This is a genomic window from Nocardia sp. NPDC003999 (assembly GCF_053604885.1).
In genome coordinates, this window is the sequence record NZ_JBSGIB010000019.1 from 72,948 (window position 1) to 86,127 (window position 13,180).

12 protein-coding genes are annotated in these 13,180 nt (G+C 69.2%); 6 read left to right on the forward strand and 6 right to left on the reverse strand.

Features of this window, described 5'->3' with window-relative positions; genetic code table 11:
- Window positions 1-24: 24 nt before the first annotated feature.
- The 4 genes from ACWESM_RS28675 to ACWESM_RS28690 are packed head-to-tail and all read right to left on the reverse strand — an operon-like array spanning window position 25 to window position 3,318.
- Window positions 25-405 carry a VOC family protein gene (locus ACWESM_RS28675; protein ID WP_355075416.1) on the reverse strand — a complete coding sequence of 127 codons (381 nt, stop codon included), beginning with the start codon at window positions 403-405 and terminating at the stop codon, window positions 25-27.
- Between the two features lie 34 nt (window positions 406-439).
- Complete coding sequence (locus tag ACWESM_RS28680) at window positions 440-1,387, reverse strand: alpha/beta hydrolase (RefSeq protein WP_452494366.1); 948 nt, start codon at window positions 1,385-1,387, stop codon at window positions 440-442.
- Between the two features lie 18 nt (window positions 1,388-1,405).
- On the reverse strand, window positions 1,406-2,164 hold the full coding sequence (locus ACWESM_RS28685) for a glucose 1-dehydrogenase (protein WP_452494367.1): 759 nt from the start codon (window positions 2,162-2,164) through the stop codon (window positions 1,406-1,408).
- Between the two features lie 26 nt (window positions 2,165-2,190).
- A complete protein-coding gene (locus tag ACWESM_RS28690; protein WP_355075421.1) occupies window positions 2,191-3,318 on the reverse strand; it encodes an LLM class flavin-dependent oxidoreductase in 1,128 nt (375 codons plus the stop codon).
- A 218-nt stretch (window positions 3,319-3,536) separates the two neighbouring features.
- Between ACWESM_RS28690 and ACWESM_RS28695 the strand changes: the two genes are divergently transcribed.
- From ACWESM_RS28695 to ACWESM_RS28710, 4 genes are read left to right on the forward strand one after another with little or no spacing between them, the layout of a single operon-like run.
- The gene (locus ACWESM_RS28695; protein WP_356965835.1) at window positions 3,537-4,292 is read left to right on the forward strand and encodes a glucose 1-dehydrogenase; all 756 of its coding nucleotides are present in this window, start codon (window positions 3,537-3,539) and stop codon (window positions 4,290-4,292) included.
- 14 nt (window positions 4,293-4,306) lie between these two features.
- Window positions 4,307-6,016 (forward strand): 3-oxosteroid 1-dehydrogenase, encoded by a 1,710-nt coding sequence (kstD, locus tag ACWESM_RS28700; RefSeq protein WP_452494369.1) that lies wholly within the window; start codon window positions 4,307-4,309, stop codon window positions 6,014-6,016.
- Entirely contained in the window at window positions 6,016-6,747 is a 732-nt protein-coding gene (locus tag ACWESM_RS28705; RefSeq protein WP_452494371.1) for a glucose 1-dehydrogenase, read from the forward strand. Before kstD ends, ACWESM_RS28705 begins: the two co-directional genes overlap by 1 nt.
- Window positions 6,748-6,805: 58 nt before the next feature.
- Complete coding sequence (locus ACWESM_RS28710; protein ID WP_364436792.1) at window positions 6,806-7,624, forward strand: SDR family NAD(P)-dependent oxidoreductase; 819 nt, start codon at window positions 6,806-6,808, stop codon at window positions 7,622-7,624.
- A gap of 346 nt (window positions 7,625-7,970) precedes the next feature.
- On the opposite strand, the gene ACWESM_RS28715 is transcribed toward ACWESM_RS28710, so the two are convergent.
- Window positions 7,971-9,602: a FadD3 family acyl-CoA ligase gene (locus ACWESM_RS28715; protein WP_452494373.1), complete on the reverse strand. Its 1,632-nt coding sequence runs from the start codon at window positions 9,600-9,602 to the stop codon at window positions 7,971-7,973.
- Window positions 9,603-9,966: 364 nt separating this feature from the next.
- On the opposite strand from ACWESM_RS28715, the gene ACWESM_RS28720 reads away from it, so the two are divergent.
- Entirely contained in the window at window positions 9,967-12,129 is a 2,163-nt protein-coding gene (locus tag ACWESM_RS28720; protein WP_452494375.1) for a pyruvate, phosphate dikinase, read from the forward strand.
- Window positions 12,119-12,904 carry a tyrosine-protein phosphatase gene (locus ACWESM_RS28725; RefSeq protein ID WP_452494376.1) on the forward strand — a complete coding sequence of 262 codons (786 nt, stop codon included), beginning with the start codon at window positions 12,119-12,121 and terminating at the stop codon, window positions 12,902-12,904. Before ACWESM_RS28720 ends, ACWESM_RS28725 begins: the two co-directional genes overlap by 11 nt.
- A 46-nt stretch (window positions 12,905-12,950) precedes the next feature.
- On the opposite strand, the gene ACWESM_RS28730 is transcribed toward ACWESM_RS28725, so the two are convergent.
- Entirely contained in the window at window positions 12,951-13,151 is a 201-nt protein-coding gene (locus ACWESM_RS28730; protein ID WP_355075435.1) for a DUF7489 domain-containing protein, read from the reverse strand.
- Window positions 13,152-13,180: the final 29 nt, after the last annotated feature.

The window sequence follows — 13,180 nt, forward strand, 5'->3', positions numbered from 1 at the left end:
TGCCGGCCGCGCCGTATTTCGTTGCTACTCGGATGTTTCCGCTCGCTGGGCCGGATTCGCACCCGAGATCGGTTCATAGAGGGCGATGTGCCAGGCGGAGCCGGGCGTCGGCCGTATCACGGCGCGGCGTTCGTGCGGTCCGATGACCGGCTGCGCGGCTTCGAAACCTCCGGCGCGCAGCCGGTTCAACGCGGCATCCAGGTCGTCCACCTTGATCGCGAGGAACGGGCTGTCGTCCTCGCGGTCGGTGCCCGCGAGCATCACGCGGACGCCATCGCTGTCGAACTGGGCCCAGCGGTCGCCGTCGACGACGGTGGGTTCGGTAGCGAGGACGGCGGCCAGCAGTGCCACCGTGGCGGGCAGGTCGTCGGTGGGGTAGGCGGGGCCGATCCGTTGGATCGTCATGGGTGGGTCCTAACAGTGCGTGGTGCGGGCTCGTTCAGGAACGCCGCTCGGCGTGGGCGGCGCGTACAACCTCGTAGGTGGCGGTGTTGGCCCGGACCGCCTCGGGCAGGTCGTCGGCCATGCTCAGGAAGCCGTGGAACATGCCGTCGCAGCGGTGGATCGCCGCCGGGACACCGGCTCGCCGCAGCCGCTGCCCGTAGTCCTCGCCCTCGTCGCGCAGCGGATCGAACTCCGCGGTGACGATGTGTGCGGGCGGGAGCCCGGCCAGGTCGGCGGTGAGTGGGTTGGCGTACGGATCGGCGCCGTCGTGCGAGCCCAGGTACTGACGCCAATACCAGCGCAGGTGGGCGGCGGTGGTGAAATAGCCGTCGGCGTTGTCGCGGTAGGACGCCGTGGCGCAGGCCGGATCGAGCATGGGATACAGCAGCAGTTGCCGGGCGATCTCGGGGCCGCCTCGATCGCGTGCCATCAACGTGGTCACCGCGGCGAGGTTGCCGCCCGCGCTGTCCCCGGCCACGACGAGGCAGGCGGGATCGCCGCCCAGCGATTCGGCGTGGTCGGCGACCCAGCGCAGCGCCGCGTACGCGTCCTCGGCCGCCGCGGGGAACCGGTGCTCGGGCGCCTGCCGGTAGTCCACCGACACCACGATCGCCTCCGCCCCGACGGCCATGGCCCGGCAGAACCGGTCATGGCTGTCGAGGCTGCAGATCACGAATCCGCCGCCGTGGCAGAAGATCACGATCGGAGGCGGCTGCACCGCCGCGGCGGGACGATAGACGCGGACGCGGATCTCGGGTGCGCCCGGCGGGCCGGGAATCAGTCGATCCCACACCTCGGCGACGGGAATCGGATCGATGACCGGCGCGGGACGGGCGGCGAGCAGCCGCCGGGCCTCGGCGGCATCGAGCACTTCGGTGCCCAATTTCGGGAACGCGGCGCCCGCGGCCTCGACGATCGCCCGCGCCTGTGGTGTCAGCGGCATCGCGGCTCGCTCCTTTCGCTACTGCTCGAGGTCCGGTGGCAGGAACTTGCCCGCCGCCAGGCCGCCGTCGATCGTCACCTCGGCGCCGGTGATGTAGGCCGAGGCGTCGGAAGCAAGGAACGCGACCAGCTCGGCGACCTCCTCCGGCGCGCCGGTGCGTTGCAGCGGCAGGGAGGGGAAGCTGCCGGGGCCGGTGGTCAGGTACGGGACCATCGGGGTCGCGATCGGGCCAGGATGCACCGAGTTGACCCGGATTCCGGCCGGGCCCAGTTCGAGCGCGGCGGTCTTGGTCAGCCCGCGCAGGCCCCATTTCGAGGAGCCGTAGGCGGAGTGACCCATCAGCCCTTCGAGGCCCGCCTGCGAGGAGATGTTGACGATCGAGCCGCCGCCCGCCCGCGTCATCGGCCCGATCGCCGCCTGGATGCCGCGGAACGGACCGACCAGATTCACCCGCAGGATTCGCTCCAACTCCTCCGGCGCGGTGTCGCTCAGCGGCTTCGCGGTGTAGATGGCGGCGTTGTTCACCAGGACGTCCAGCGTGCCGAACGCCGAAACCGCCGTGCCGACGGCGGCCTCCCAGTCGTCACCGCTGCCGACGTCATGCCGGACGAAACGTGCGGCGGCGCCCAACGATTCGGCCAGTTGCGCGCCTTCGGCTTCCAGCACGTCGGTGATCACCACCCGGGCGCCGCGCTCCACGAACAGCCGCGCCTCGGCGGCGCCCTGTCCTCGGGCGGCGCCGGTGATCAGGGCGACCTTCCCACTCAGTTCAACCATGTCGAACTCCTCGTTGTCTTGCGGGGTCAGCTGTTGCGGAAGTGGGGGATGACCTTCTCGCCCCAATGCCGGATGGTCTCCAGGCAGGCCTCCTGCGGCACGGTGCCCATCTGGATGAGGCAGAGGATCTCGTCGGCGCCCGCCGCCTGCAGACGCTCGACGTAGGCGATGGCGTCCTCGGGGCTGCCGTAGGCGTGCTCGACGTTGAAGACCGAGGTGGCGCCGGTCTTCACGGGGATCTTGGCCTCGTGCAGGTAGGCCACGTGGTCGTCGGCGGCCTGCTTGATGGCGGCGACTTCGTCCGCGTTCGGGTCCACGGCCTCGTCGGGAGCCGGACCCGCGCCGTAGTAGTGCTTGATGGACTGGGCGAAGAAGCGCTGTCCGCGGGCGCCGATCTGCTGGGCCTTCTCCCGGTCGTCGAGGACGATGGTGGGGCACAGCGCCGCGAAATGATCGTTCACGACGGTCGAGACGAAACGCTCACCGGTGCGCGCGGCGATCGCCTCGTCATAGGTGCGCCGCAGTTCGGCGATCTCCTCCACGCCCGCGAAACCCAGCACGAGCGCGCCGATTCCGTAGTCGGCGGCCATTTTCAGCGTGTCCTTCTTGGTGCACGCCATGAACAGCGGCGGATGCGGCAGCTGCTCCGGCCGCGGCAGCAGCGAATGCGGCGAGACCTGCAAGAGTTCGCCGTTGTACTCGAATTCGGCCTCGGGATCCTGCCATGCCTTGCCGATCATGCGCAGCGACTCCTCGACCTCCTGGTAGGTGCGCTCGGGGTCGACACCGCACATGGAGGTCTCCACCGGCGTCGCGCCGCGGCCCGCGCCGAGGTTGAGCCGGCCGCCGGACAGCACGTCGAGCATCGCGGCGCGTTCGGCCGCCCGCACGGGGTGGTTGAAGTTGAACGGCATGCACACCACGCCGTGCCCGATCCGGATCCGTTCGGTCTTGGCGGCCACCCAGGTCAGGAAGACCTCAGGGGCGCTCATGTGCGCGTACCACTTCAAGCCGTGGTGCTCGACCGCCCAGACGGTGTCGAATCCCATCTCGTCGGCGAGTACCGCCTGCTCGACACAGTCGCGCAGCACCTGGTGCTCGTGCTCACGCGAGGGGTTGGCCATCTGGGCCTCGAAGATCATCGAGAACTTCATCCGGTCTCCTTCTCGACGCCCGATCGGGCGTTTCCGGTTTCGTCGGGGTGATTCGTCCCGCTGCGGGACAGTCGGAAGCTGTATGCCTAATCGAAATATGACCGCTGGAATTTCTCAGGTCAGGAGCTAGTCCCGGTGGCCGGGACCGTCCGGTGCCGTGCCCCCGGTGGGCGACCTAGCGTCGGTGCGCAAGGGACGGTCAGAGAGGACGGAAATCGGTGGGACAACTCGACGGCAAGGTGGCGCTGGTCACCGGCGGGGCGCGCGGGATGGGCGCCGAGCACGTACGGCAGTTCGTGGCCGAGGGCGCGCGGGTGGTGTTCGGTGACGTGCTCGATCACGAGGGAACGGCGCTGGCCGCGGAACTGGGTGACGCCGCGCGGTACGTGCACCACGATGTGACCAGCGAGGCCGATTGGTCCGCTGCGGTGTCGGAGGCGGTCGGCCACTACGGGCGGCTGGACGCGGTGGTGAACAACGCGGGCATCCTGCGGTTCGTCCCGATCGCCGAAATGGCTCTGGCGGATTTCACCGCGATCATGTCGGTCAACGTGACCGGCACCTGGCTGGGCATCAAGACCGCCGCACCGGCGCTGGCCGAGACCGGCGGCGGTGCGGTCGTGAACGTCTCCTCGGTGGAGGGGTTCGTCGGCGCCGCGGGCCTGTCCGCCTACAGCGCGAGCAAGTTCGCGATCCGCGGCATCACCAAGTCGGCCGCCCGCGAGCTCGGCCATCTGGGTATCCGGGTCAACTCGCTGCACCCGGGCGGCATCGCTACGCCCATGACCGCGGCGGTGTCCGGTGCGTCCGGCGTCGACGGCGACGGTTTCTTCGCGAGCCTGCCGATCCCGCGCTGGGGGCAGCCCGTCGAGGTCTCCCATGTGGCGGTGTTCCTGGCCTCGGACGCGGCGAGTTATTGCACCGGAGGCGAATTCGTGGTCGACGGCGGCATGCTCACCGGCTGCGGCTACTGACGGGAAGCGACGCGATGACTCAGGAATTCGAATTCGACGTGGTGGTCGTCGGTTCCGGCGCCGCGGGCATGACCGCCGCCCTCACGGCCGCCTACCGTGGACTTTCGGTGACGCTGATCGAGAAAGGCCGAGCGTTCGGCGGCTCCACGGCACGGTCCGGCGGCGGCATCTGGATCCCGAACAACCCGGTACTGCAGCGCGAAGGCGTGCCCGACAGCCCGGAACTTGCCCGCACCTATCTCGCGGCCGTGGTGGGCGATCGGGTACCGGAGGCCAGGCAGCGGGCGTTTCTCGAGCGCGGACCGGAGATGATGCGCTACCTCGGCGCTCGCAGCAAATATTGGGAATTCGTCTACGACCGTGGCTATTCCGACTACCACCCCGAGTTCCCCGGTGGTCTCGCCCAGGGACGCAGCATCGAGCCGGCCCCGCTGGACGGACGGCTGCTCGGCGGCGACCTGCACAAGATCAACCAGCCGACCATGTCCGGTCCCAAGGGCATCGCCTTCACCGTCAGCGACTTCCACGATCTGAACATGATCGCCCGCACCTGGGCCGGGAAGCGCACCGCGATCAAGGTCGGTATCCAAGCGGTGGGGAACAAGCTGCGCGGACGGCTGCCGTTGAGCCTGGGCAAGGCCCTCGCGGCCCGGCTGTGGCTGTCGCTGCGCGACGCCGGGGTGCCGGTGTGGCTGAACACGCCGCTGACCGAACTGATCACCGAGGGCAACGCGGTGGTCGGCGTACGCGCCGAACGCGACGGGACGCCGGTGGTGATCAAGGCGCGCCGCGGCGTGGTGCTGGCGGCGGGCGGCTTCGAGCACAACCTGGAGATGCGTCGGCAGTACATGAGCGGCCCCCAGTCCACCGAATGGACGGTGGGCGCCACCGAGAACGTCGGTGAGGGCATCGTCGCGGGCCAGAAGGCCGGCGGCGCGGTCGATCTCATGGACGACGCCTGGTGGGGACCGTCCGTGCGCAATCCCGACGGGCCGCCGTTCTTCTGCCTCGCCGAGCGCTCCCAGCCCGGCGGCATCATGGTGAACCACGCCGGCGAGCGGTTCGTCAACGAATCGGCCCCCTACGTCAACGTCGTGCACAAGATGTACGAGCAGGAAGCGGCGGGCGTCGGGCACATCCCGGCGTACTTCATCATGGACCAGCGGTTCCGGGACCGGTACCTGTTCCTGGGCAACTTCCCGAAGCGTCCGCTTCCGCAGAAGTACCTGGATGCCGGGATCATCCAGCAGGCAGACACTTTGGCCGAGCTCGCGGCGAAGATCGGCGTGCCGCCCGCGGCGCTCACCGCGACGGTGGAGCGCTTCAACGGTTTCGCCCGTGCCGGTCGCGACGAGGACTTCCGCCGTGGCGATTCCGCGTACGACCGCTACTACGGCGATCCGACCGTGCGCCCGAACCCGTGTCTGGCGCCGCTCGAGCAGGGGCACTTCTACGCCGTCGAGATGGTGCCGGGAGATCTGGGCACCAAGGGAGGTCTGGTCACCGACGAGCACGCGCGCGTCCTCGACAGCGACGATCAGCCCATCCCCGGCCTGTACGCGGCGGGGAACAACTCGGCCTCGGTGATGGGCAACGACTACGCGGGCGCGGGAGCGACCATCGGTCCCGCCATGGTGTTCGGCTACATCGCGGCCGGTCATATCGCAGGGAACCAGCCGGGAACGACCGAACGTCGGGCGCAGACATCGGAAGGAGCGCGTTGATGGGACGCGTCGACGGCAAGAACGTCATCGTGACCGGCGGCGCCCGGGGAATGGGTGCGGCTTTCGCACGGCGGCTGGTCGCCGAGGGCGCCAGAGTGTTGATCAGCGACGTCCTGGTGGACGATGGCGTGGCTCTGGCCGCCGAGCTGGGCGACGCGGCGACCTTCCTCCCGCTCGACGTCACCGACGAGTCGGCCTGGAACGACGTGGTCACCTACACCGAGAAGGTCTTCGGGCCGGTCTCGGGCCTGGTCAACAACGCGGGCATCGTCCACGTCGATCCGATCGAGAAGCTGTCGGAAGCCGATTTCCGCAAGGTGATCGACGTCAACCAGGTCGGGGTGTTCCTCGGCATGAAGACGGTGCTGGGGTCGATGCGCCGGGCCGGAGGCGGCTCCATCGTCAATATCTCCTCGATCGGCGGCATCATCGCCTTCTCCAACATCCTCGGCTACACCGCGTCCAAATGGGCCGTGCGCGGCATGACCAAGACCGCCGCCCAGGAGTTCGCCGCCGACGACATTCGCGTCAACTCGGTGCACCCCGGTGTCGTGGTCACCGAGATGACCGCGGAATCGGCACGCTCGCAGGGCATGTCGGGCAATCAGCCGATCCGCAGGGCCGGCCGTCCCGAGGAACTGGCGAACCTGGTGCTGTTCCTGATCAGTGACGAGTCGAGCTTCAGCACCGGCTCGGAATTCGTGGCGGACGGCGGCTACACGTGCCTGTGAGGACCACCGGCAGAGCAAACCGGCGGGCCGACCGCCGAGCGAGACAAGGAAATCGACCGTGAAGAATTTCGAGGGCAGGACCGCGGTGATCACCGGCGCGGGCGCGGGCATCGGCCGGGCGTTGGCGGTCGAACTCGCCCGCCGCGGTGCACGGCTGGCGCTGTCGGGCCGCAACGTGGAGAACGTCGCCGAGACCGCGGCGCTGTGTGCCAAGGAAGGTGCGCAAGCGCGCGCGTACAAGCTGGACGTGACCGACCGGGCGGCGGTGTACCGCCACGCCGACGAGGTGGCCGAGGACTTCGGCGGGATCAATCTGGTGGTCAACAACGCCGGAGTCTCGCTGACCGCGAATGTGGAAGAACTCGGCTGGGCCGACTTCGAATGGATCGTCGGCATCAACTTCTGGGGCGTCGCCTACGGCACGAAGGCGTTCCTGCCTCATGTCATCGCCTCCGGTGACGGCCATATCGCGAACGTGTCGAGCATGTTCGGCCTGGCCGCCTGCCCAAGCCAGGGCGCCTACAGTGCGACGAAATTCGCCATTCGCGCCTTCACCGACGCGCTGCGGCAGGAGATGAACATCGCCGGGCACGCGGTGGGCGTCAGCAGCGTGCATCCGGGCATGATCAAGACCGAGATCGCCTGGAAGGCGCGGGCGGGCGGCGATCGCGACCGCGACGCGCTGGCCGCCAACTTCGACCGCCTGGCCAAGACCACCCCGGAGCACGCCGCGCGGGTCATCGTGAACGGTATCCGCAAGAACAAGGCGAAGATCTTGATCGGCGCGGATGCCCACGTCATCGATTGGCTGCCAAGGGTTTTCGGATCCGGATACCAGAAGATCCTCACCGCGCAGATGAAGAACGAGGTCGCCTGACACGCGGCGCGCAGATCCTGTGGGCGGCAGGTGCGTGTCAGCAGCCGGACACGTTCTCGCTGATCACCCACTGCACAAGGTGGTCCTACCGAACCGGGTCCTTCGCGACCTGGGCGGGTAGGACCGCCTTGCTCGTTTCCGGCGCTTCGACAAGAAGGAAGGCCCATGCCGGGGGGATGGCAATGGAGCGGGCTCGAGGCGGTGGCGCTCCAAGGGGCGATGCATTGGTCTCCTGACCCATATGGCTATCCTGCCGCGTGGGAGGTGGTGCAACGGTGGATTGGGGTCGCCTACAGGTTCGCCGGCGGCCCGGGAGGCGATTACCGGGGTAGAGGCGGGGAAGTGCTCAGGGCTGGGCACCCTGCGAACGCAGGATCCGTTTGAGGACCTTGCCGGCAGCGTTTCGAGGTAGTGCCGCTACGACCTCGATGCGACGCGGGGCCTTGTAACCGGCGATACGGGTCCGGGCCCAGGCGAGAATCTCTGTCGGGTCGATTTCGACGGGGCCGTCGGGGACGACGAAGGCGTGGCCGACTTCGCCGAGACGAGCGTCGGGGACACCGACTACTGCGGCTTCGGCGATCTCGGGATGGTCGAGGAGGATTCGCTCGATCTCGGCGGGGTGGACGTTGAACCCGCCCACGATGAACATGTCCGCGCGGCGGTCGGCGACGCGCAGGTAGCCGTTGGTGTCGAGGGTGCCGATATCGCCGGTGTGCAACCAGCCGCCGGAATCGATGGCCGCTGTTGTCGCTGCGGGGTCGTCGAGGTAACCGTGCATCACGTTGGGACCGGAAATCACGATCTCGCCGGGCTCACCCGCCCGCACCCGTCGCCCGGAATCGTCCACAACCCGAATCAGCGTGCCGGGCAGCGCTTTTCCTACGGTGTGCGCCAGGAGGTGCGCCGGTGCATCGGGTGCGCACATCGTGGCGACGCCGGTCGACTCGGTCAGTCCGTACCCGGTGAAGATGTTCTCGGCACCCAGTTCACAGCGGATCCGCTCCACCAATTCGGTCGGCACGCTCGAACCACCCGTGCCCGCCAGCCGCAGGGAACTCAGATCGTGGGCGGCGCGTCGGTGCGTGAGCAGGTCGTGGAAGAGGGTCGGTGGGCCGGTCAGCACGGTGATCCGCTCGCGCTCGATGGCGCTGAACACACGCTGCGGATCGAATCGGTCCACCGGCACCATGGTGGCGCCGCGTAACAGGCACGCGATGATCCCGGCCTTGTAGCCGAAGGTGTGGGAGAACGGGTTCACCAGCAGATACCTGTCGTCGCCGGAGAGAGTGACCGCATCGGCCCAACGGCTGAACGCCTCGATGGTCTGCCGGTGGGTGGACGGCACGCCTTTCGGCACTCCCGTGGTGCCGGAGGTGAAAAGGATGTCGGAGACCGAATCCGGGTGTACGGACAGGCTGCGGGCACAAGCCTCTGCGACGGATACTTCGTCGCCGAGCGCGAGAAAACGCGACCACGAGAAATCCTCGGACGTCTCGTCGAGCAGGACGGTGGTCCGCAGCTCCGGCAGCGGGCGCCCGGCGTGGCGCAGCATTTCCGGGTAATCGACGCCGAGGAACGCACCCACGGTCAGAAGCATGCGGCAGCGGCTGCGCGCGAGGATATCGGCGGCCTCTGGACCGCGCAGGCGGGTGCCGATGGGCACGAGCGTCGCGCCCGCGCCGAGCACGCCGAGCGCGGCGACTATCCATCGCGGGCTGTTGGGCGCCCAGAGCGCCACCCGGTCACCGGGCCGCACCGATCGCGCCAGCACCGCGCGGGTGACGCGCTGCGTCGCCGCGGCGAGTTCGGCGTAGGTCAGCTGCCCCTGCGGCGCTATCACCGCGAGCCGCGCGCCGTCGCGGCGTGCCCGCTCGGTCAGCACCGCCGGAATCGTCGCGGAGTCGTGCTGTGGACGGTCGGGCGCGGCAGGCGATCCTGATCCGAGCCCACCGGTCGCCGCGCGCCGTCGATCCATGCCGCGATCGTGCCGTACCAGCCGTTCGCTGCGGTTCGATCGCCGCCGAACATCCCGCTGACCGGGAATTCTCTCCCGGTCAGGAGTTCGCAGGTACTGCGGATCGCCCATCGGTACCGGCGCGGTCGCGATATGGCACATCGAGCGGTCGAGGGCGGCGACGACCGGCATGCCGCCATCCGGTCGGCTCACGCGGGATCGCTGGTCCTGCTCAGCGGGACCACGGGTACGGCAGGTGACCGGCGGCACGGCAGGCTCGAAACGAGCGACAGGTATGCGCCGCGGTTCGCGCCGGGCGCGGTCCCTCGCAGGAGATCCGAATCGCGCTGGAGCGCAGCACGTTCAGTGATTGCTAAGGAGTGACATGACGGCCGGAGCAGAGCTAGTGGAGCGAAACGACGAGGCAGCGGGCGCGGGGCCGGTCGTCGAACTCGACGGCGCCTGTTCGCTGTCCCGGGAACGCATCGGCGGCAAGGCGTGGAGCGTCAACCGCATGCGCGCGCTCGGCCTCTCGGTGCCGCCCGCGTTCGTGATCACCGTCGAGGGCTGGGCCGACTTCTCCGCGCGCGGGGAGATCGGCGAGGACATCTGGCACGGTGTCCGGGCGGGCATCGCCGCTGTGGAGCGCGGCACCGGCCGCATCTTCGGATCCGGCACCCGCCCGCTGCTGGTGTCGGTCCGCTCGGGCGCGGCGGTGAGCATGCCGGGGATGATGGACACGGTACTCAACCTCGGCATGAACGAGGCGGTCGAGCGAGCGCTGGCGGCGGAGACCGGGAACCCGGGCTACGCGGCCGATACGCGGGAGCGGTTCCGTACCCAGTATCGCGAAACGGTGCTGGGTGATCCCGCCGGTGCGGTGCCGGAGGACCCCTGGGAGCAGTTGCGGGCGGCCATCAGTGCGGTGTTCCGGTCCTGGGATTCGCCCCGGGCGCAGACGTATCGGCGCAATCGCGGCGTGTCCGCAAGCCTCGGCACGGCGGTGACGGTGCAAGCCATGGTGTTCGGCAATCTCGACGAGAAGTCCGGTACCGGTGTGCTGTTCAGCCGCAACCCGAACACCGGAGAGCGCGCGACGTTCGGCGAGTGGCTGGTCGGCGGACAGGGTGAGGACGTGGTGTCCGGCCGGACCACTCCCCGGCCGCTCGACGAACTGGCGACGCTGTCACCGCAGGTGCACGCCGAACTCATCGCGGCGGCCGACCTGCTGGAACGCGACGGTCGCGATATCCAGGACATCGAATTCACCGTCGAGTCCGGCACCCTGTGGCTGTTGCAGTCGCGGTCGGCCAAGCGCTCGGCGCGGGCGGCGGTGCGTGCCGCGGTCGCGATGGCCGAGGAAGGGCTCATCGGCACCGACGAGGCGCTGAACCGGGTCACCGCCGACCAGGTGCGCACCGTGCTGCGCCCGGCGACCGGGGAGTACACCGGGACACCGCTCGCACGCGGCGAAGCAGCGTGTCCGGGCCTGGCCTCGGGTGTCGTCGTCACTGATCCGCACGAGGCCGAGCGTAGGGCGGAGACGGGCGAGGACGTGATCCTCGTCCGCCCGACCACCAGCCCCGACGACCTGCACGGCATGATCGCCGCCCGCGCGATCGTCACCGAATTGGGCGGCGCCACTTCGCATGCCGCACTGGTCGGCCGCGAGATCGGCAGGCCCTGCGTGGTCGGCTGCGGCCCCGGCGTCGTCGCGGCCCTCGCCGGTCAGGTGGTGACCGTGGACGGCGGTGCGGGCAGCGTCTGGCCGGGCCGGGTCGAAGGCAAACCCGTCGATGCGAGCACCCTCGCGGACGTCGGCCGATTGGCCGGGTGGGCGGGCACCGACGCCGACCGGTTGGCGGCGTGGCTCGACGCGCGCGCGACCGATGTCTCGGTGAAAGTAGATGTGGCATCCCCGGCGACCGTGACGGATATTCCCGACCTCGATTTGCTGCGGCTGATCGGGATCAAAGGCCGGGCCGCCCATGACGCGCTGGCCGCGGGCGTAGCTGCGTCTGCCGAGACGGTCGCCGCTCGATGCGAACAGCTGGTAACCGCGGGATGGTGCGCCGCGACACCGATCGGAGTGCGGCTCACACCCGAGGGCAGACATCACCTGGACGGCCTGCTGGCGGCGGAGCGACGGACCGTCGACCGTGCCGCGATCGCCTCTGTCTACGCCGAATTCTGCGATTTCAACGGTGTTTTGAAAGAAGTCGTCACCGCCTGGCAGATGAAGGACCCGGCCACCGTCAACGATCATGCCGACGCCGACTACGACGGTGCGGTGCTGACCCGGCTGACCGACCTGCACGGCGCCGTGCAGCCGCTGCTGCGGCGGATCGGCGACGTCGCGCCCCGGCTGGCACGGTACCGCGTCCGCTTCGCACACGCCGTCGAGCGGATCGCCGATGGTGACCACGCTTGGGTCGCACGGCCGGTGCTCGACAGCTACCACACCGTGTGGTTCGAGTTGCACGAAGACCTGATCGGACTGTGCGGCCTGAGCCGCGCCGACGAGGCGGCGGCCGGCCGTGCCCACTGACAGCACGGGCGAAGCCACCGTGCCCGGTGACCGGTGGGTCGAGTTCGCCCAGATCGACAACGTCCGCGACCTGGGCGGGTTGCCCGTGCAGAACGGCGGCACAACCCGTTTCGGCGTCGTCTACCGTTCCAGCACGCCGCAGAATCTCACCGAGTCCGACATGGCGAAGCTGCTCGGACCGATCGGTCTGCGCACACTGATCGATCTCCGGCTGCCCGACGAGGTGGAGCGCGAGGGCTACGGCCTGCTGGCCACCGCCGACGTGCGGCGGGTCTGCCTCCCGGTGCGGAAATCGCCGCAATCCTCGCTCGCCGCACGAGATCTGGTCCCCGACTCGAGCCGGGTGGATCTGGTCGACTTGTACGACAAGCTGCTGGCGGGCAGCGCCGAGTCCATCGTCGCGGCGGTCCGGCTCGTCATCGACGCAGGCCACCACTCGGTGCTGTTCCACTGCGCGGCGGGCAAGGATCGCACCGGAGTGCTCGCAGCGGTGCTCCTGGACGCGGTGGGCGTGCCGCCGGAGGCGATCGCGGCCGATTACGCCCTGACCGGCGAACGCATGCACCTGGTCCGTGACCGGCTCGACGCGCTTCCGTCCTACGCGGGGCTGCCCCCGGTCAGCACCGGCATTCTCGGCGTCGAGGCCGAAGTGATGCGGCGTTTTCTCGCGAAACTGTCCGCGGACAACGGCGGCGCGGCCGAGTGGTTGCTGGCCTGCGGGCTCACCACAGGGGAGCTGGCACGACTGCGTGCCGTGCTGATCGCGCCGGAATAGGACATCGCGGCCCGGTCCGGCGCGTTCACCGAGCCGCTCCGGCAGGTCAGTCCTTGACCGGGGCGGCTCCGGCCCGCTTGATCACCGAGTCGCCGACCTCCAGCACCTTCCACAACGTCCGGTCCACGCGGATCTTCATCGTGCTGCCATCCTGCAACCGGACGTGCAAGCGCCGATACAGATTCGCGCCGTCCAGCAACCCACGCGACTTCTTCACGACCGTCCCGCGCCACTCCTGCTGTGTCACTGATCGACTCCTCACTCGACTGGACGCCG

Bases quoted from the DNA above. Each gene is read 5' to 3' on its own strand.
- ACWESM_RS28690 (WP_355075421.1), bottom strand. From the start codon at position 3,318: ATGAAGTTCTCGATGATCTTCGAGGCCCAGATGGCCAACCCCTCGCGT.
- ACWESM_RS28685 (WP_452494367.1), bottom strand. From the start codon at position 2,164: ATGGTTGAACTGAGTGGGAAGGTCGCCCTGATCACCGGCGCCGCCCGA.
- kstD (WP_452494369.1), top strand. From the start codon at position 4,307: ATGACTCAGGAATTCGAATTCGACGTGGTGGTCGTCGGTTCCGGCGCC.
- ACWESM_RS28675 (WP_355075416.1), bottom strand. From the start codon at position 405: ATGACGATCCAACGGATCGGCCCCGCCTACCCCACCGACGACCTGCCC.
- ACWESM_RS28680 (WP_452494366.1), bottom strand. From the start codon at position 1,387: ATGCCGCTGACACCACAGGCGCGGGCGATCGTCGAGGCCGCGGGCGCC.
- ACWESM_RS28715 (WP_452494373.1), bottom strand. From the start codon at position 9,602: ATGGATCGACGGCGCGCGGCGACCGGTGGGCTCGGATCAGGATCGCCT.
- ACWESM_RS28705 (WP_452494371.1), top strand. From the start codon at position 6,016: ATGGGACGCGTCGACGGCAAGAACGTCATCGTGACCGGCGGCGCCCGG.
- ACWESM_RS28720 (WP_452494375.1), top strand. From the start codon at position 9,967: ATGACGGCCGGAGCAGAGCTAGTGGAGCGAAACGACGAGGCAGCGGGC.